General features: G+C 61.5%; 18 protein-coding genes. 15 read left to right on the top strand and 3 right to left on the bottom strand.

Annotated elements, in window-relative coordinates:
- Positions 1-45: 45 nt before the first annotated feature.
- Together GC127_RS22185 and scpA are read left to right on the top strand one after the other, a co-directional pair.
- Complete coding sequence (locus GC127_RS22185; protein ID WP_199861307.1) at positions 46-981, top strand: hypothetical protein; 936 nt, start codon at positions 46-48, stop codon at positions 979-981.
- Positions 953-3082 (top strand): methylmalonyl-CoA mutase, encoded by a 2130-nt coding sequence (gene scpA, locus GC127_RS22180; protein ID WP_081506648.1) that lies wholly within the window; start codon positions 953-955, stop codon positions 3080-3082. The genes GC127_RS22185 and scpA overlap by 29 nt, the downstream gene beginning before the upstream one ends.
- 148 nt (positions 3083-3230) lie before the next feature.
- On the opposite strand, the gene GC127_RS22950 is transcribed toward scpA, so the two are convergent.
- Both GC127_RS22950 and GC127_RS22175 read right to left on the bottom strand, forming a co-directional pair.
- Complete coding sequence (locus tag GC127_RS22950) at positions 3231-3398, bottom strand: hypothetical protein (RefSeq protein WP_157132402.1); 168 nt, start codon at positions 3396-3398, stop codon at positions 3231-3233.
- 132 nt (positions 3399-3530) lie between these two features.
- Positions 3531-3959, bottom strand: coding sequence for a hypothetical protein (locus tag GC127_RS22175; protein WP_151979583.1), 429 nt, complete (start codon positions 3957-3959; stop codon positions 3531-3533).
- A gap of 133 nt (positions 3960-4092) precedes the next feature.
- Between GC127_RS22175 and flgB the strand changes: the two genes are divergently transcribed.
- From flgB to GC127_RS22150, 5 genes are read left to right on the top strand one after another with little or no spacing between them, the layout of a single operon-like run.
- Complete coding sequence (gene flgB / locus GC127_RS22170) at positions 4093-4479, top strand: flagellar basal body rod protein FlgB (RefSeq protein WP_081506647.1); 387 nt, start codon at positions 4093-4095, stop codon at positions 4477-4479.
- A 3-nt stretch (positions 4480-4482) separates the two neighbouring features.
- Positions 4483-4899, top strand: coding sequence for a flagellar basal body rod protein FlgC (gene flgC / locus GC127_RS22165; protein ID WP_008280526.1), 417 nt, complete (start codon positions 4483-4485; stop codon positions 4897-4899).
- An 11-nt stretch (positions 4900-4910) separates the two neighbouring features.
- Complete coding sequence (locus tag GC127_RS22160) at positions 4911-5588, top strand: flagellar hook assembly protein FlgD (RefSeq protein ID WP_008280525.1); 678 nt, start codon at positions 4911-4913, stop codon at positions 5586-5588.
- 46 nt (positions 5589-5634) lie between these two features.
- The gene (locus GC127_RS22155) at positions 5635-6894 is read left to right on the top strand and encodes a flagellar hook protein FlgE (RefSeq protein ID WP_199861306.1); all 1260 of its coding nucleotides are present in this window, start codon (positions 5635-5637) and stop codon (positions 6892-6894) included.
- Positions 6895-6908: 14 nt separating this feature from the next.
- Positions 6909-7670 (top strand): flagellar basal body rod protein FlgF, encoded by a 762-nt coding sequence (locus tag GC127_RS22150; protein WP_008280523.1) that lies wholly within the window; start codon positions 6909-6911, stop codon positions 7668-7670.
- Positions 7671-7689: 19 nt separating this feature from the next.
- Here GC127_RS22150 and GC127_RS22145 read toward each other — a convergent pair whose 3' ends face one another.
- A complete protein-coding gene (locus GC127_RS22145) occupies positions 7690-8883 on the bottom strand; it encodes an NAD(P)/FAD-dependent oxidoreductase (protein WP_151979581.1) in 1194 nt (397 codons plus the stop codon).
- Positions 8884-9009: 126 nt separating this feature from the next.
- Between GC127_RS22145 and GC127_RS22140 the strand changes: the two genes are divergently transcribed.
- Genes GC127_RS22140 through ftsA form a run of 8 tightly spaced genes read left to right on the top strand, consistent with a single transcriptional unit; the run spans position 9010 to position 17084 of the window.
- Positions 9010-10173 carry a putative peptidoglycan glycosyltransferase FtsW gene (locus tag GC127_RS22140; protein ID WP_081506644.1) on the top strand — a complete coding sequence of 388 codons (1164 nt, stop codon included), beginning with the start codon at positions 9010-9012 and terminating at the stop codon, positions 10171-10173.
- Positions 10170-11276 carry a UDP-N-acetylglucosamine--N-acetylmuramyl-(pentapeptide) pyrophosphoryl-undecaprenol N-acetylglucosamine transferase gene (locus GC127_RS22135; RefSeq protein ID WP_151979580.1) on the top strand — a complete coding sequence of 369 codons (1107 nt, stop codon included), beginning with the start codon at positions 10170-10172 and terminating at the stop codon, positions 11274-11276. The genes GC127_RS22140 and GC127_RS22135 overlap by 4 nt, the downstream gene beginning before the upstream one ends.
- A complete protein-coding gene (gene murC, locus GC127_RS22130; RefSeq protein WP_008280519.1) occupies positions 11273-12676 on the top strand; it encodes a UDP-N-acetylmuramate--L-alanine ligase in 1404 nt (467 codons plus the stop codon). The genes GC127_RS22135 and murC overlap by 4 nt, the downstream gene beginning before the upstream one ends.
- Positions 12673-12918, top strand: a complete 246-nt coding sequence (locus GC127_RS22125; protein WP_151979579.1) for a DUF2484 family protein — start codon at positions 12673-12675, stop codon at positions 12916-12918. The genes murC and GC127_RS22125 overlap by 4 nt, the downstream gene beginning before the upstream one ends.
- Positions 12919-12968: 50 nt before the next feature.
- Positions 12969-13913 (top strand): UDP-N-acetylmuramate dehydrogenase, encoded by a 945-nt coding sequence (murB, locus tag GC127_RS22120; protein WP_198385579.1) that lies wholly within the window; start codon positions 12969-12971, stop codon positions 13911-13913.
- Positions 13914-13965: 52 nt separating this feature from the next.
- Entirely contained in the window at positions 13966-14889 is a 924-nt protein-coding gene (locus GC127_RS22115) for a D-alanine--D-alanine ligase (RefSeq protein WP_198133582.1), read from the top strand.
- A complete protein-coding gene (locus GC127_RS22110; protein ID WP_008280515.1) occupies positions 14877-15746 on the top strand; it encodes a cell division protein FtsQ/DivIB in 870 nt (289 codons plus the stop codon). The genes GC127_RS22115 and GC127_RS22110 overlap by 13 nt, the downstream gene beginning before the upstream one ends.
- Positions 15747-15749: 3 nt before the next feature.
- Complete coding sequence (ftsA, locus tag GC127_RS22105) at positions 15750-17084, top strand: cell division protein FtsA (protein WP_008280514.1); 1335 nt, start codon at positions 15750-15752, stop codon at positions 17082-17084.
- Positions 17085-17230: the final 146 nt, after the last annotated feature.

Below are 17230 nucleotides of genomic sequence, written 5' to 3'. Positions count from 1 at the left end.
CGTTTGCGGTCGCAAGGGGCGGCCAATCGAAAGGTCAGACCTGACATGGACATCATCCTGCATCTGGGCGCGCATCGCACCGCCTCAACCTCGTTTCAACACTATATGCGCGCCAACGCGCGTACTTTGGCAGCGCAAGGCCTGTGCTATTGGGGCCCAGAGGTGACACGGGACGGTGTGTTGAGTGGGGTCATCCCGGCATCGGGCCTTGCCACTGCCACCCAACAGTTGGACCGCGCGCGTGGGCGTATCGCCCTTCGACTTGAAGAGGCGCGCACGCAGGGCATGACCCGTGTGTTGATCAGCGATGAGAACATGATCGGCTCAACCCGGCGTAACCTGCGGCACGCGCGGCTCTATCCCGGCATTGGCGAGCGTGTGGCGCGGTTCGCCCATGCTTTTGACGGGCGGATCACGCGTGTGGCGCTGTCCGTGCGCGGACAGGATAGTTGGTGGGCGTCGTCGCTGGCCTATGGCGTGGCGCGGGGGCACGGTGTGCCGGGGGTCGATGACCTTGACCGGCTGGTGACGGTCAACTGGCATTGGCGCGAGGTGATCACTGATCTGGCCTGTGCGCTGCCCGGTGTCGATCTCGTGATCCTTCCGCATGAGGTGCATGCTGGACGCCCCGAGGGGCGGCTGCGCGCGATAACCGGGCTTGCAGAGGTGCCGGTCAAGGCGGCGCGGCTCTGGCTCAACCGCGCGCCGGATCTGGCGGCGTTACGCCGTGCTGTGGCCGCGCGTGGCGGCGATTTGACACAATTGCCCGAGTGCGAAGGGCGTTGGCAGCCCTTTGACCGGGCACAGCGTTTGGCCCTGCAAGAGGCCTATGCCGACGATCTCTTCTGGCTTTCGGCCGGGGCAGATGGGGTGGCGCGACTATCAGAAGAAACCGGATCAGATGAGGCGGGGAAACACCTGCCCTCTGGCCAGATTGGAAGAGGACATCGGAATGGCGACGAAGAAAGACGATTGGCGTAAACTCGCGGCGGCTGAGCTGCGGGGGCGCGCACCCGAAGACTTGACGTGGAACACGCTCGAGGGGATAGCGGTTCAACCGCTTTATACCGCAGAGGATGTGGCGGAGCTGCCGCATATGGGGAGCATCCCCGGAAAGGCGCCCTTTACGCGCGGCGTCAAGGCCACGATGTACGCAGGCCGCCCCTGGACGATCCGGCAATATGCCGGGTTCTCGACAGCCGAGGAATCGAACGCCTTTTACCGCCGCAACCTTGCAGCCGGACAGCAGGGGGTCTCGGTCGCCTTCGATCTGGCCACGCATCGCGGCTATGATAGCGACCATCCCCGCGTCGAGGGGGATGTCGGCAAGGCAGGTGTGGCGATTGACAGCGTCGAGGATATGAAAATCCTCTTTGATGGCATCCCGCTCGACAAGGTTTCCGTGTCGATGACGATGAACGGCGCTGTGATCCCGGTTTTGGCCAGTTTTATCGTCGCCGGAGAAGAGCAAGGCCATGATCGGGCGCTGCTCTCGGGCACTATTCAGAATGACATTCTCAAGGAATTCATGGTTCGGAACACCTATATCTATCCACCTGCACCCAGCATGCGGATTGTGTCGGATATCATCGGCTATACAGCCCAACACATGCCAAAATTCAACTCGATCTCGATCTCGGGCTATCACATGCAAGAGGCGGGCGCGAACCTTGTGCAGGAATTGGCCTATACGCTGGCCGACGGGCGCGAATACGTGCGTGCAGCCATCGCTGCGGGCATGGATGTAGACAGCTTTGCGCCGCGTCTTTCGTTCTTCTTCGCCATCGGCATGAACTTTTTTATGGAGGCCGCCAAGCTGCGCGCTGCGCGCCTGCTCTGGCACCGGATCATGACCGAATTCGGTGCCAAGGACGAGAAATCCAAGATGCTGCGCACCCATTGCCAGACATCCGGGGTGAGCCTTCAGGAACAAGATCCCTATAACAACGTGGTGCGCACCGCCTACGAGGCGATGAGCGCGGTTCTGGGGGGCACGCAGTCGCTGCACACCAATGCCCTGGATGAGGCGATTGCCCTGCCTACAGATTTCAGCGCGCGCATCGCCCGCAATACGCAGTTGATCCTGCAAGAAGAGACCGGCGTCACCAAGGTGGTCGACCCGCTGGCGGGGTCTTACTACGTCGAGAGCCTGACGCATGAGTTGGCCGAAAAGGCCTGGGCCCTGATCGAAGAGGTCGAGGCCATGGGGGGCATGACCAAGGCGGTGGAATCTGGCATGCCAAAGCTCCGCATCGAAGAAACCGCGGCGACCCGGCAGGCCATGATCGACCGGGGTGACGAGGTGATCGTCGGCGTCAACAAGTATCGCAAGGACAAGGAAGACCCGATCGATATTCTGGATATCGACAACGACAAGGTGCGCGAGGCGCAGATCGCCCGGTTGGAGCGTATCCGCGCGCAACGCGATGAGACGGCTTGTCAGGCCGCCCTGAACGAAATGACGCGCCGTGCGCGTGAGGGCGGCAATCTGCTCGACGCAGCGGTTGAGGCAGCGCGTGCGCGCGCCACGGTAGGAGAGATCAGCATGGCACTGGAAAAAGAGTTTGGACGGCATCGCGCCGAGGTCAAGACTTTGGCCGGGGTTTACGGTGCCGCCTATGAGGGCGACGCAGGCTTTGCCGCCATTCAGAAATCCGTCGAGGATTTTGCCGAGGTTGAGGGGCGCCGTCCGCGTATGCTTGTCGTCAAGATGGGGCAAGATGGGCATGACCGCGGTGCCAAGGTGATTGCCACCGCCTTTGCCGATATCGGGTTCGATGTGGATGTGGGCCCGCTCTTTCAGACGCCAGAAGAGGCGGCGCAGGATGCCATTGATAATGACGTACATGTGGTGGGCATCAGCTCTCAGGCGGCGGGGCACAAGACATTGGCACCGAAACTGATCGCGGCGCTTAGGGCGCGGGATGCGGGCGACATTATCGTTATCTGCGGCGGGGTGATCCCACAACAGGATTACGATTTCCTCAAGAAGGCAGGGGTCAAGGCAATCTTTGGTCCAGGCACCAATATTCCTGAGGCAGCCAAGGATATTCTGCGGCTGATCCGCGAGGCGCGCGGATAACGGCAGGGCGCTGCAACAAACGGCAAGAAAAACAACGACCCCGTGCAGACATGCGCGGGGTCAAGTTCTACATAATACCCGGAAAAAAGGTTTCGCCCGGACGCGAGAGCGACCGGGCGACAACACTTTGCAAGCTCTGGAGGGAGGCTTAGCCCAAAACCGAGAGAAGTGCGGAAATGATCCAGTACCACATCACAACGCCGAGACCGACCATGGGGGCAATCCACCATCCACTGGGGAGATGGAGGGGGGTATTGGCGTCTTGCCCAAACCGATGCGTATCGTTCACTGTCATTTGCGGTGCCAACTGTTTCATTTCCGTATCTCCTGGCAGCCTTGGAAGTACAACCACAATCCCATGATCTGACTGAAATAGAAAGCGCGCGAAGGTATTTGCGAGGGGGCGAAAGAGAGGGCTGGTATCCAAAGATAGCGGCGTTGAAGGGGTTCAGTCATCGCCAAAGAAATCATCCTCTGCGTCTTCGCCGCTTCCCAATTCGCTCATCATCATGGAAAGAGCGCCGCCTGCCAGATCTAGACTGACGAGCTTGGCTGTCTTGGCGGGTTTTGGGGGTGGTGCGGGTTCTGGCTCTGGCTCCGGCATTGGTTCCGGCATCGGTGGGGGCAGCTGTTCGGGTTCGGCTTTGACCGGCGGGACGGGTTTGTGCGGGGCATCGAGAGCCTCTTGCAAGAGGCGCAGGCGCAGGCGCATCGCGAGCGCGCGCTGCACCGGATTGCTGGTTTGGGCGTAGACGTTGTTTGCGAGGGGCAGGCTCTCGGTGGCGGGAAGGATCAGCAGGCGCCCCAGCACACGACTAAAGCTTCGGGGCAGGGTGAGCGACTTGCGCATGGCGGGGCGGGCGGCGGTCTCTGACATCGGCGTTCCTTGGTTTCGGGCGGGTTGGCACCAGAATTGCAGGGATGCGGGCAGGGCCGGAGCATCCACGATGCACGTCACCCTGCAAGGACTGGACCAACTGCGCTGACCACCCGGGAAAGGATCTCGCGCCATGACAGATGCGTTCCGCGATCACCTGAGCCTCTTTGCCTCGGCTCTGAACCTGCGCGAGCAGCGTGGCGCGATGCTGGCCTCCAACATCGCCAATGCGGCGACTCCGGGCTTCAAGGCGCGCGACATGGATTTCGAAACGGTGCTGAATGCTGAAACTGGTGGCGGTGCCCTCGCCACCAGCAACGGCCGCCATTTCGCAACCAGTGGTCCAAATGCGGGGCAGGCGGGATACCGCGTTCCGGTCAATCCTTCGCTCGATGGCAATACGGTCGAACTGGCTGTGGAGCAGATGGAATTTGCGGAAAACAGCCTGCGTTACCAAACCAGTCTTACGCTGCTCAACCGGCGGATTTCTGGTTTGAACACGGCGATCAAGGGAGAATAAGCCATGATGATCAAGAATATCTTTGATGTCGCCAGCTCTGCCATGTCGGCGCAGATGGTGCGCTTGAATACGGTGGCCTCCAATATGGCCAATGCGCAGGCGGTGAGCACCACCAAAGAAGAGGCCTATCGCCCGCTGCGCCCGGTGTTCGAGACGATCTATGCCGATCAGACCGGCCAGTCTGGCCTTTCGACCACGCATGTCACCGACGTTGTTCAGCTTGATCGAGAGCCTGTGCGTGCCTACCGCCCCGATCATCCGATGGCCGATGAAGAGGGCTTTGTCTACGAATCCGTCGTCAATCCAGACGAGGAAATGGTCGAGATGGTCGAGGCCAGCCGCCAGTATCAGAATGTTTTGGAAACCGTCTCGACCCTGCGCACGCTGATGGCACGCACGGTCATGATGGGTCAGGGCTAAGGAGCACTGCAATGCCTGAAGTCAATACAGCAACCGGCGCAAGTGCCACGTTCACGGCCGCCGCCGCCGCCAATTCCGCCCCAACACGGACAGGCAATGGCGATCTGGGGCAGCAGGATTTTCTGGCGCTGATGACGGCGCAGTTACAGAACCAAGACCCGTTCGCGCCAATGGAAAATGGCGAATTCCTCGCACAGATGGCGCAATTTTCGACCGTGGCGGGGTTGGACCGGGTGAACACCACCTTAAGCGATATCGGCAGCCAGATCGGGGGCAATCGGATTGCGACCGCTTCGTCGCTCTTGGGGCAACAGGTTTTGGTGCCGGGTTCGCTCGCGCGGCCAGATGCGTCGGGCGGGGTGCACGGTGTGGCAGACCTTCCAGAGGCGGCAAGTGCTGTCACAGTGATCTATTCCAACGCCGAGACGGGCGCGGAACTCCACCGAAAAGATATGGGCGCACAGCCTGCCGGGCTGATGGGCTTTGACTGGGACGGCCTGCCGCCTGAGATCGTCGCCGCGCGCGGTGCGGTGCGGGTGGCGATCGAGGTGGATGGCGACACACCGGCAGAGCCCTTTGTCTATGCCCGGGTTGTGGGGGTGCAGATGCCCGAGGGCGGGCAGGACATGACCCTCAGGGTCGAAGACTATGGGCTGCGTAGCAGTCTCGAGATCACCGACATTCGCTAATCCCAACCAACACCAGACCCTTCAACGACCTGACAGGACCAGATTCATGAGCTTTCACACTGCACTTTCCGGGCTGAACGCCGCGCAGACCGACATTTCGGTGACTTCGAACAATATTGCCAATGTGGGCACCCTCGGGTTTCATGGCAGCCGGGCGGAATTCGCCGATATCTATACCACCAGCCCGTACAGCCGCCCTGCGTCACAGATTGGATCAGGCACCGAAGTCAGCCGGATTGGTGTAGATTTCAAACAGGGGTCTTTGACGGCGACCGGCAATGTGCTGGACCTGTCTTTGCAGGGGCCGGGGTTCTTTCAGGTCCGCACCGGGCCGGATGCAGGGGCCGATGCGGGCTATACCCGTGCCGGTGCCTTTGGCATGAACCGCGAAGGGTTTGTGACCAATGCGGCGGGGCATTTCCTTACGGTCTTCCCGACCTCAGAGAATGGCGACACGCTGTCCACTACACAGACGCAACGCCTGCAGATCCCGCAACAATTCGGCACGCCTCAGGCGACGACGGCCGTTGATCTATCGTTCAACCTGTCGCTGAGCAACAATGGTGGTCTGGGCGCGCAGGCGGCCATTCCTGCCGCTGCCTTTGATCCAGCGGATCCAACGACTTATGCTGCGACCACGCAAATCCCGGTGCTGGATGCTGCGGGGCGTGCCGTGCCGGCGCAAGCCTATTTCGTGATGTCCGATGCGCCCGACGCGCTGGATGGCGGGTTGGCCTATACGGTGCAACTGGTGGTCGACGGCGTTATCACCGCCCCCACCAACCCGCTGGCCACATTGTCTTTTGATGCGGGCGGCGCGCAGACCGGCGGTCTTGAGGCGATGAACTTTGATTTTGGGGAGCAGGCGCTGTCGCTTTCTCTTGGTGGCTCGCGGGTGTCTGAGGGCCCGTTTGGCGCGATTGCTGTGTCACAGAATGGCACCCGCCAGCTTGACCTGTCCTCGGTTGATGTGCGTCAGGATGGCACCGTTTGGGCCAGCTATGGTGCCGAGACTTCGGTTGCAGTCGGTCAGGTTGCTGTTGCGAATTTCTCGGATATCCAAGGTCTTGGCAGCATCGGTAGCGCGACTTACCGCGCCTCGCGAGAATCCGGTGACGTCCGTTTGGGTGTGCCGGGGACAAGTGGCTTTGGTGCGATCAGGGCTGGCTCGGTCGAACGCTCGAATGTCGATCTGACTGAGCAATTGGTCAACTTGATCATGGCGCAACGGAACTATCAGGCCTCTGCCAAAGCGCTCGAGACCAACGGAACCTTGGCCGACACGGTTCTGAACATCCGCAGCTAACGCAAGGCGCCTCCATGGACCGCATGATCTATACCGCGCTCAACGCATTGGGCGTCAATCGCGACAGTCAGGTGGCGCAGGCGCAGAACCTCGCCAACCAGACCGTTCCGGGTTATCGCCGCGACCTGCCCAACGAGGGCGGGGTGCGGTTCCTCGACATGATGGAGGGGTTGACCACTCGTGCCTTTCAGGTCGAGACCGGGCCCGCCGGGTTCTCGCAGGAAACGGGCAGGCTCACCCGCACCGACGAGGAACTGGATGTGGCGATTGCGGATCGGGGCTTTTTCTACGTGATGCCCGAGTCCGGCGATCCGGCGCTCAGCCGTCGTGGCGATCTGCGGCGTGATACGGATGGCACGCTGCGCAATGGTGCGGGCGATGCGATGCTGGGTGCGGATATGGCCCCGCTTCAGGTGCCCGCTTATCGCAATATCCGGATCACGGATATTGGCGAAATCTACATACAGCCGCTTGATGATCCTGAGGGTGATCCGGTCTTGGCCGGTGTGCTGGCCACCGTGATCCCGCCTGAGGATGTTGCGCTGACCAAGGGTGCAGACGGTCAGATCCGAACCGTGGAGGGCGTGTTGCCGCCGCCCAATCAACAGGCGGAGGTGTTGCAGGGCACGCTGGAGAGCAGCAACGTCAACCCGGTCGAAGAGCTGCTGTCGACGATGCAGATGCAGCGGAATTTCGAATTGGGTATGCGCATGGTCCTGACTGCGCGCGAACTGGATGAAAGCGGCGCAAGGACAATGCAGGCCCCCGAAGGCTGACGTTGAATTGCGCGCGGGCTTAGCCATCCCCGGCTTGAGCAATCGCTTTGCCTGCAGCCCAACCCGACGACCATGCCCATTGAAAATTGTAACCGCCAAGCCACCCGGTGACATCTACGGCCTCGCCAATGGCATAGAGGCCGGGCATGTGATTGGATTCCATTGATTTTGACGAAATCCCGTTAGTGTCGATGCCGCCCAAGGTGACTTCGGCGGTGCGATAGCCTTCGGTGCCGGTCGGCTTCATCTGCCAGCCGCGCAACGCCCCGGTGATCTCGGCGAGCCGCGCGTCGGAGTGATCTGCGAGATTGCCCACAAGACCCAAGCTCGCCGCCAGATGCGTTACCAGTTTCGCGGGTAGGTAATGGCCAAGGTCGGTTGTGATATTACGGCGGCCTGCGGTCTGACGCTGCTGGCGGAGCATGTCATAAAGTCTGGCGTTGGGATCGAGATCGAGGGTGATCGCCTGCCCCTCGCGCCAGTAAGAGGAAATTTGCAGGATGGCGGGGCCCGACAGCCCGCGATGCGTAAAAAGCGCCGCTTCATCAAAGCTGACCCCATCGCAACTGGCCCGCACGGGTAGGGCGGTGCCGGAGAGTGCGGTAAAAGGGGCGTCGGAAAAGGTGAGTGGTACAAGTGCCGGGCGCGTTTCGGTGATTTGGTGGCCGAATTGGCGTGCAATGTCATAGGCCATGCCCGTGGCGCCCATCTTGGGGATGGATTTGCCGCCCGTGGCCAGCACGAGGTTGCGCGCGGAGACAGTCATGCGCCGCCCTTCGCGGTCAAGCGTGGCGTGAAACCGGCTGCCGTCATGGCTGATGTCCGACACATGCGTTGAAAGCCAAAGATCGGCCCCCGATTGACGCAGTTCCTTGACCAGCAGCGTGACGATCTGTGTGGCCTTGTCGTCGCAAAAAAGCTGGCCAAGGGTTTTCTCATGCCAAGCGATGCCGTGACGCGCGATGAGATCAAGAAAATCCCACTGGGTATAGCGCGAGAGGGCGGATTTACAGAAATGCGGGTTGGCCGAGATGAAATTCGCCGGTGTCGTGCCAAGATTGGTGAAGTTGCACCGCCCACCACCTGAGATACGTATTTTCTCGCCCGGTGCGCGCGCATGGTCGATGATCAGCGTGCTTGGCCCGGCATGGGCCGCGCACATCATGCCGGCGGCCCCGGCCCCAAGGATGAGCGTGTTGCAGTTGTGGCGCATGTGCGTGGCTCTGACGCGAAAAGCCGCCGATTGGCAAGGGGATAGTTCTGGTATTAAGGCGAAAACAGCGCTAGAATATGTGTCAGACCCCGAAAAGGGGCGCAAGATGCATGAGGCGGCAGGCAGATGACAGAAATGGTCTATGGGGCTGTGCCCCTGCGGGACGCAGAGCCCGTCATTCCCAAATGGTGGCGCACGATCGACAAATGGTCGCTGACATGCGTCTTGATCCTGTTCAGCATCGGTATGTTGTTGGGGCTGGCCGCCTCGCCACCGCTTGCTGAAAAGAATGGGCTTGGCGCGTTTTACTACGTGCAGCGTCAGGCGCTCTTCGGAGGCATGGCACTGGCGGTGATGGTGCTGGTGTCGATGATGCGCCCGGAAATGGTGCGGCGCATGGCGGTTCTAGGGTTTCTCGCTGCCTTTGCCGCGCTGATGGCGCTGCCGTTTCTGGGGACAGACTTTGGCAAGGGGGCGGTACGGTGGTATAGCCTCGGTTTTGCGTCGGTGCAGCCGTCGGAGTTTCTCAAGCCCGTATTCGTGGTCGTGGCCGCTTGGATGATGGCGGCAAGCCAGCAGGTGAATGGGCCGCCGGGTCTGAGTTGGTCGTTTCTTTTGACCCTCGTGATCCTCACCTTTCTGGCGATGCAGCCCGATTTCGGGCAGGCCGCGCTTGTTCTCTTTGGCTGGGGCGTGATGTATTTCGTGGCAGGGGCCCCGGTGACGTTGCTTTTGGGGATGGCAGGGGGCGTGGTGCTCGTGGGTAGTTTCGCCTATGCCAATTCCGAGCATTTTGCGCGCCGGATTGACGGGTTTCTCAGCCCTGAGGTCGACCCGACCACACAGCTTGGCTTTGCCACCAATGCGATCCGTGAAGGCGGTTTCTTCGGCGTGGGCGTGGGAGAAGGGCAGGTCAAATGGAGCCTGCCGGACGCGCATACGGATTTCATCATCGCGGTCGCCGCCGAAGAATACGGGCTGGTTCTGGTGCTCTGCATTATTGCGCTTTATGCCAGCGTCGTGGTGCGCTCGCTTTTGCGCCTGATGCGGGAACGTGATCCCTTCATCCGCCTTGCGGGCACCGGCCTTGTGGTGATGTTCGGGGCACAGGCGATGATCAACATGGGCGTCGCCGTGCGCCTTCTGCCAGCCAAGGGCATGACCCTACCCTTTGTCAGCTATGGCGGTTCGTCGGTGGTGGCGGGAGGGATCGCCGTGGGTATGCTTTTGGCCTTTACCCGAACGCGGCCTCAGGGACAGATCGGGGATATCCTGCGGGGGCGCTCATGACTGCGCGACAGCCGCTGTTGATCATCGCTGCGGGCGGCACGGGTGGACATATGTTTCCCGCGCAGGCCCTGGCCGAGGTGATGCTGCGGCGTGGTTGGCGGGTGCGATTGAGCACGGATGCACGCGGTGCGCGCTATGTTGGCGGCTTTCCTCATTCGGTCGAAATTGAGCAGGTGGCAAGCGCCACCTTCGCGCGCGGCGGCCTGCTCAACAAACTGCTGGCACCGTTTCACATCGCGGGCGGCGTGTTGGGGGCAAGCCTGCGGATGATGCGGGACAAACCGGACGTGGTCGTGGGATTTGGCGGCTACCCAAGCATTCCGGCGCTCACGGCGGCGTGGCTGCTGCGCCGTCCGCGTATGGTGCATGAACAAAATGGGGTGCTTGGTCGGGTCAACCGGTTCTTTGCGCGCCGGGTCGATGTTGTTGCCTGTGGCACTTGGCCCACCACCCTGCCCGAGGGCACGCAGGCGGTGCATGTGGGCAATCCGGTGCGGGCCGCGGTGTTGGAGCGGGCGGGCGCGGGCTATATCGCGCCGGGCGATTATCCAATGTCGGTGCTGGTGATTGGTGGCTCACAAGGGGCGCGTATCCTCAGCGATATGGTGCCAGCCGCTGTCGCAGCACTGCCGGAGGCGATCCTGCGCAATGTCCGGGTCAGCCATCAGGCGCGCGAGGAAGATATGGACCGCGTGGCGCGGTTTTATGCCGGGGCGGGGATTGATGCCGATGTGCAGCCATTTTTCCGCGATGTACCTCGCCGCATGACCGAGGCACAATTGGTGATCAGCCGGGCGGGCGCGTCGAGCATCGCTGATGTTTCGATCATCGGGCGGCCTGCGATCCTCATTCCTTATGCTGCTGCCGCTGGCGACCATCAGGCTGCCAATGCTCGTGGTCTGGCGGCGGCGGGTGGGGCAATCGTGATCCCCGAAAGCCGCTTGACTGAAACGGTGCTGCGCGAGCAGATCGGTGCTGTACTGGGCGATCCGACCGGCGCGTCGATGATGGCGCAGGCGGCGTTGAGTTGTGGCATGCCGGACGCCCCCCAACATCTGGCCGATATGGTCGAAGACCTTGCGAATAAAGGGCAAAAGCAATGAATGCAGCCACCAAGCTTCCGACTGATATCGGCCCCATCCATTTTGTCGGGATCGGCGGTATCGGGATGTCGGGCATTGCCGAAGTGTTGATCAATCATGGCTACCAGGTTCAGGGGTCTGACCTCAAATCCACGCCGATCACCGTGCGGTTGGCGGGCATGGGGGCTACGGTCTTTGAGGGGCAGCGCGCCGAAAACCTCGAGGGTGCTGCGGTGGTGGTCATCTCATCTGCCATCAAGCCCGGCAATCCTGAATTGGACGAGGCGCGCAAGCGCGGCCTGCCCGTCGTGCGCCGCGCCGAGATGCTTGCCGAACTGATGCGGCTCAAATCCAACATTGCGGTGGCGGGCACCCATGGCAAGACCACGACGACAACGCTGGTTGCAGAGCTTTTGGTCAAGGGCGGAATTGATCCCACGGTCGTCAATGGCGGCATCATCCATGCCTATGGCAGCAATGCGCGCATGGGGCAGGGCGAATGGATGGTGGTCGAGGCCGACGAGAGCGACGGCACCTTTAACCGCCTGCCGGCGACCATCGCCATCGTGACCAATATCGACCCCGAACATATGGAGCATTGGGGCAATATCGAGCGGTTGCGGCAAGGCTTTTACGACTTTGTCAGCAATATTCCCTTTTATGGGCTGGCGGTCTGTTGCACCGATCACCCCGAGGTGCAGGCCCTTGTGGGCCGCATCACCGACCGCCGCGTGATGACCTATGGGTTCAACGCGCAGGCCGATGTGCGGGCGGTCAATCTGCATTACGAAAAGGGTGTCGCGCATTTCGACGTGGCGCTTCAGGCTGAGGGGCGGATGATCGAAGGCTGCACCCTTCCAATGCCCGGCGATCACAATGTCAGCAACGCGCTGAGCGCGGTTGCAGTGGCGCGGCATCTGGGGATGAAAGGCGATGAAATTCGCACCGCTTTGGCAAGTTTCGGAGGCGTCAACCGGCGCTTTACCCGTGTGGGCGAAGTGAACGGCGTGACCATCATCGACGATTACGGCCATCACCCGGTCGAGATTGCCGCTGTGCTGCGTGCGGCGCGGCAGGCCACGACGGGGCGGGTTATCGCGGTACATCAACCGCATAGGTACACCCGGCTTTCGAGCCTTTTTGACGATTTCTGCGGTTGTTTCAACGAAGCCGATGTGGTGGCCATCGCCGAGGTCTATGCTGCGGGCGAAGACCCCATTCCCGGGGCCAGTCGCGATGATCTGGTGGCGGGGCTGATCCGCCACGGCCACCGCCACGCCCGTGCCATCCGCGACGAAGACGATTTGGAGCGTCTGGTGCGTGAGCAGGCGGGACCAGGGGATATGGTTGTCTGTCTTGGCGCGGGCACGATCAGTGCTTGGGCGAATGGTCTGCCAGCACGCCTTGAAGGGTTGGGATGACGCTCTCTTTGGTTCTGGCGTGTTGTTGGGCAGTCGCTGCGAATGTGCTGGCGATGCTGCCTAGCCGCAACAATTACTGGCGGCGGGCCTATGTGCTGATGGCCCTTGGTGTGCCGATCCTTGGCTTTGTCACGTGGCAAAATGGGCCGTGGGTTGGCCTATTTGTCATGGTTTGCGGGATGAGCGTGCTGCGATGGCCGGTGATCTACCTTGGGCGGTGGATGCGGCGGAAACTGGGGTAGGGAATGCGCAGGGCTTTACCTTGGGCGCGGCAAAAGGCAGAAGCGCTGTCATGATGACGATGCCACAGACACGGGGCGCGCTGACGCCCGACCGGCCCTTGGCTGACCTGACCTGGCTGCGTGTGGGCGGGCCTGCGGATTGGTTGTTTCAACCGGCAGATCTTGACGATTTGGCAGGGTTTCTTGCGGGGCTTGACCCCAGCCTGCCGGTGTTTCCCATGGGCGTGGGCAGCAACCTGATTGTGCGCGATGGCGGGGTGCACGCGGTGGTTATCCGGTTGGGGCGCGGGTTCAATAGCATTCGTGTTGAGGGCAGCCGCGTGATCGCCGGGGCTGCTGCCCTTGATGCGCATGTGGCACGGCGGGCGGCGGAGGCGGGCGTTGATCTGACGTTCTTGCGCACCATCCCGGGGAGCATCGGTGGCGCGGTGCGGATGAATGCGGGCTGTTACGGGGCCTATGTGGCCGATCATCTGATTGAGGCGAAAGCCGTGACACGGGGCGGCGAGGTGGTGACCCTCGCGCATGATGCGCTGCACTTCGCCTATCGGCACAGCGCTGTTCCTGACGGGTGGGTGATCGTAGAGGCAACCTTTGAGGGGGGCTTGGGCGATCCGTCGGCGCTGGAGGCCAAAATGGCCGACCAAATCGCCAAGCGTGACGCCACGCAGCCGACGAAAGAGCGCAGCGCAGGCAGCACTTTTCGCAATCCGGCGGGATTTTCCTCGACCGGGAGGGCGGATGACGTGCATGATCTGAAGGCGTGGAAAGTGATCGACGAGGCGGGATTGCGCGGCACACGGCGCGGTGGGGCGCAGATGAGCGAGATGCATCCCAATTTCCTGATCAACACCGGTGGGGCGTCTGCCGCCGATCTGGAAGGTCTTGGCGAAGAGGTGCGAAAAAAGGTTTTTCAAATGCGTGGAATAGAGTTAGAGTGGGAAATCATGAGGGTCGGCGAACCGGCTCCGGGCGCAAGCCCACAGGCAGACTAACAAAAACAAATCGACAACAGGGCTGGTGAACCAGCCCGGGACATTGAGGCACATGGTGGTTGGTTCGAGCAGAACAACCCCGAAAGTGGCGGTGATCATGGGCGGCCCCTCAGCGGAGAGGGACGTGTCGCTCTCTTCAGGGCGTGAGTGCGCCGTCGCATTGCGGGAAGCAGGGTTTGAGGTGGTTGAGGTGGATGCCGCGGCCGACCTCTGCACATGTTTACAAGCGATAAAGCCGGACGTGGTATTCAATGCCCTGCATGGGCGTTGGGGCGAGGATGGGTGCGTGCAGGGGATGCTGGAATGGTTGCGCCTGCCTTACACTCATTCGGGCGTGCTGTCCTCAGCACTTGCCATGGACAAGGAACGCACCAAGGCGGCCTATCGCGCGGCTGGCCTGCCGGTGGTCGAGAGTGTGCTGGCGCGGCGCGATGAGGTGCGCACGCGCCATGTCATGCCCCCGCCCTATGTGGTGAAACCATGTAACGAGGGCTCTTCCGTCGGCATCTATCTGGTTGAGGCGGGCGCCAACAATCCACCCGCCCTGTCCGATGACATGCCCGAGGTGGTGATGGTTGAGGCCTATGCGCCGGGGCGCGAATTGACCACGACGGTGATGGGCGACCGTGCCCTGACCGTGACGGATATTCTGACTGATGGCTGGTATGACTACGACGCCAAATACAAACCTGGTGGGTCGCGCCATGTGGTGCCCGCTGAAATTCCGCAAGAGATTTTTGATGCCTGTCTGGATTATGCGCTGCGGGCGCATGCGGTGCTGGGGTGTCGCGGGGTCAGCCGCACGGATTTTCGTTGGGACGCGGCGCGTGGGCGTGATGGGTTGATCCTGTTGGAAACCAACACGCAGCCGGGAATGACCCCCACGTCGCTCGCCCCGGAACAGGCGCAAGCGGTCGGCATTACCTTTCCCGAGTTGTGTCGTTGGATGGTGGAGGATGCGTCATGCAACCGGTAATTCCGCGCGCTGATCCTGCGCCGTCGCGCATGTCCTACCGTCTTCAGCGCCTGATGCTGACGCCGCTCTATCGGCGTCTGATCCGGTTTGGCTTGCCGATACTGGTGGTGGCGGGGATCGCCGGCGGATATCTCAGCAGCGAGACGCGGCGCACCGCCCTTGTCGAGCAGGTTGCCGAAATCCGCCACCAGATCGAAACCCGCCCCGAGTTCATGGTCAATCTGCTATCGGTCGAGGGCGCGAGCACCAGCGTTCAGGAGGATATCCGCGAGATTTTCCCCTATGACCTGCCCGCGAGCTCGTTTGACCTTGTGCTCGATGATATCCGCGTGATGATCGAAGAGCTGCCGGCGGTCGCGCGCGCCGAAGTACGCATCCGTCAGGGCGGTGTTCTGGTCGCCGAAATTACCGAGCGGGTTCCGGTCGCTCTTTGGAAAACGCGCGACGCGCTCAATGTGATCGACATCGAAGGGCAGGTGATCGGCGTGGTCAAAGCCCGCGCCGAGCGTGCTGACCTGCCGGTGGTGGCGGGTGATGGAGCCCCGGATCAGGTGGCTGAGGCGATTGAACTTCTACGGGCGGCTGTTCCGCTTGGCATGGACCTGCGCGGTCTTGTGCGGATGGGAGAGCGGCGGTGGGATCTGGTGCTGGCGGATGGCAAACGCATCCTGTTGCCCGAAACTGGGGCGGTGCGCGCTTTGGAGCGTGTGATCGTGCTGCACGGGGCGCAGGACATGCTGGGGCGTGATCTGGCCTCGGTCGACATGCGCATTGCCGCACGCCCGACAATCCGCCTAAACGAGAATGCCATGGAAGACTGGTGGACCATAACACAGATGAGTTTGGGGACGAACTGAACCATGATCGAGCTCTACGAATCCCAACGGGCGATGCGCAACATGCGCAAGGCGGCGATGCAGCGGGGGGTGGTCGCTGTCTTGGATGTGGGCACCTCCAAGATAGCCTGCCTTGTATTGCGCTTTGACGGCACCGAGCGGCTGCACGAGGCCGAAGGCATCGGCCGGATGGCGGGACAAGCTGGCTTTCGGGTGATCGGTGCGGCCACGACACGGTCGCGCGGGGTGCGCTTTGGCGAGATCGACGCCATGGCCGAGACCGAGCGCGCCATTCGCACCGCCGTTCAGGCGGCGCAAAAGATGGCCAACATTCGTGTTGATCACGTCATTGCCTGTTTTTCGGGCGCAGGGCCGCGCAGCTATGGGTTGGCGGGGCAGGTCGAGCTTGAGGGCCATACCGTCAGCGAGCAGGACATCAGCCGCGTTCTGAGCGCCTGTGATGTGCCAGATTTCGGCGAGGGGCGTGAGGTGCTGCATGCGCAGCCGGTCAATTTCGCCTTGGATCACCGCAGTGGATTGATTGATCCGCGTGGGCAGATGGGGCAGGTGCTGGCCACCGATATGCATATGCTGACCGTTGATGGTGCGGCGATCCAGAACCTTGCCTATTGTGTCAAGCGCTGCGATCTGGAACTCGCAGGGGTTGCCAGCTCTGCCTATGTGTCGGGCATTGCCGCTTTGGTCGAGGACGAGCAGGAGTTGGGCGCGGCCTGTATTGATCTCGGTGGCGGCACCTCGGGCGTGTCCATTTTCATGAAGAAGCATATGATCTACGCCGACAGTGTGCGGATGGGTGGCGACCACGTCACCAACGACATTTCCATGGGCCTCCAAGTGCCGCAGGCCACCGCCGAGAGAATTAAGACCTTTTATGGCGGAGTGGTTGCCACTGGAATGGACGACCGCGAGATGATCGATATCGGTGGTGATACCGGCGATTACGAGCATGATCGCCGCCGCGTAAGCCGGGCCGAATTGATCGGCATTATGCGCCCTCGGGTCGAGGAAATTCTCGAAGAGGTGCGCGCACGGCTTGATGCGGCCGGGTTCGATCACCTGCCAAGCCAGCAGATCGTGCTGACCGGCGGCGGTAGCCAGATCCCCGGCCTTGACGGGCTGGCCAGCAAGATATTGGGACAGCAGGTGCGGCTTGGGCGGCCTTTGCGGGTGCATGGTCTGCCGCAAGCGGCAACCGGTGCAGGCTTTGCCAGTGCCGTGGGCATGTGTCTCTTTGCGGCCAATCCGCAAGACGAATGGTGGGATTTCGAGATTCCGGTGGATCGCTATCCGGCGCGGTCGCTCAAGCGGGCAATGAAATGGTTTCGGGACAACTGGTGATCGCAAGATATGGCGTAGTCGGCGAAATCCCGCGAAAAAGGCTGGAAATATGACCATATTTAGTGGTCAAAACGTGTTTTTTAGGTGACGATTGGGCTAACCATCGGTAAGAATGGGCGCAATCAGGCGGAAAACAGCCCGCGAAT

Origin of the sequence: Roseovarius sp. EC-HK134 (assembly GCF_902498815.1) — a bacterium.
Lineage (GTDB): Bacteria > Pseudomonadota > Alphaproteobacteria > Rhodobacterales > Rhodobacteraceae > Roseovarius > Roseovarius mucosus_A.
The sequence above is the reverse complement of the archived record's forward strand: the minus strand, read 5'-3'. Positions and strand labels throughout refer to the sequence as shown.

Bases quoted from the DNA above. Each gene is read 5' to 3' on its own strand.
- GC127_RS22185 (WP_199861307.1), top strand. From the start codon at position 46: ATGGACATCATCCTGCATCTGGGCGCGCATCGCACCGCCTCAACCTCG.
- scpA (WP_081506648.1), top strand. From the start codon at position 953: ATGGCGACGAAGAAAGACGATTGGCGTAAACTCGCGGCGGCTGAGCTG.
- GC127_RS22950 (WP_157132402.1), bottom strand. From the start codon at position 3,398: ATGAAACAGTTGGCACCGCAAATGACAGTGAACGATACGCATCGGTTT.
- GC127_RS22175 (WP_151979583.1), bottom strand. From the start codon at position 3,959: ATGTCAGAGACCGCCGCCCGCCCCGCCATGCGCAAGTCGCTCACCCTG.
- flgB (WP_081506647.1), top strand. From the start codon at position 4,093: ATGACAGATGCGTTCCGCGATCACCTGAGCCTCTTTGCCTCGGCTCTG.
- flgC (WP_008280526.1), top strand. From the start codon at position 4,483: ATGATGATCAAGAATATCTTTGATGTCGCCAGCTCTGCCATGTCGGCG.
- GC127_RS22160 (WP_008280525.1), top strand. From the start codon at position 4,911: ATGCCTGAAGTCAATACAGCAACCGGCGCAAGTGCCACGTTCACGGCC.
- GC127_RS22155 (WP_199861306.1), top strand. From the start codon at position 5,635: ATGAGCTTTCACACTGCACTTTCCGGGCTGAACGCCGCGCAGACCGAC.
- GC127_RS22150 (WP_008280523.1), top strand. From the start codon at position 6,909: ATGGACCGCATGATCTATACCGCGCTCAACGCATTGGGCGTCAATCGC.
- GC127_RS22145 (WP_151979581.1), bottom strand. From the start codon at position 8,883: ATGCGCCACAACTGCAACACGCTCATCCTTGGGGCCGGGGCCGCCGGC.
- GC127_RS22140 (WP_081506644.1), top strand. From the start codon at position 9,010: ATGACAGAAATGGTCTATGGGGCTGTGCCCCTGCGGGACGCAGAGCCC.
- GC127_RS22135 (WP_151979580.1), top strand. From the start codon at position 10,170: ATGACTGCGCGACAGCCGCTGTTGATCATCGCTGCGGGCGGCACGGGT.
- murC (WP_008280519.1), top strand. From the start codon at position 11,273: ATGAATGCAGCCACCAAGCTTCCGACTGATATCGGCCCCATCCATTTT.
- GC127_RS22125 (WP_151979579.1), top strand. From the start codon at position 12,673: ATGACGCTCTCTTTGGTTCTGGCGTGTTGTTGGGCAGTCGCTGCGAAT.
- murB (WP_198385579.1), top strand. From the start codon at position 12,969: ATGATGACGATGCCACAGACACGGGGCGCGCTGACGCCCGACCGGCCC.
- GC127_RS22115 (WP_198133582.1), top strand. From the start codon at position 13,966: ATGGTGGTTGGTTCGAGCAGAACAACCCCGAAAGTGGCGGTGATCATG.
- GC127_RS22110 (WP_008280515.1), top strand. From the start codon at position 14,877: ATGCAACCGGTAATTCCGCGCGCTGATCCTGCGCCGTCGCGCATGTCC.
- ftsA (WP_008280514.1), top strand. From the start codon at position 15,750: ATGATCGAGCTCTACGAATCCCAACGGGCGATGCGCAACATGCGCAAG.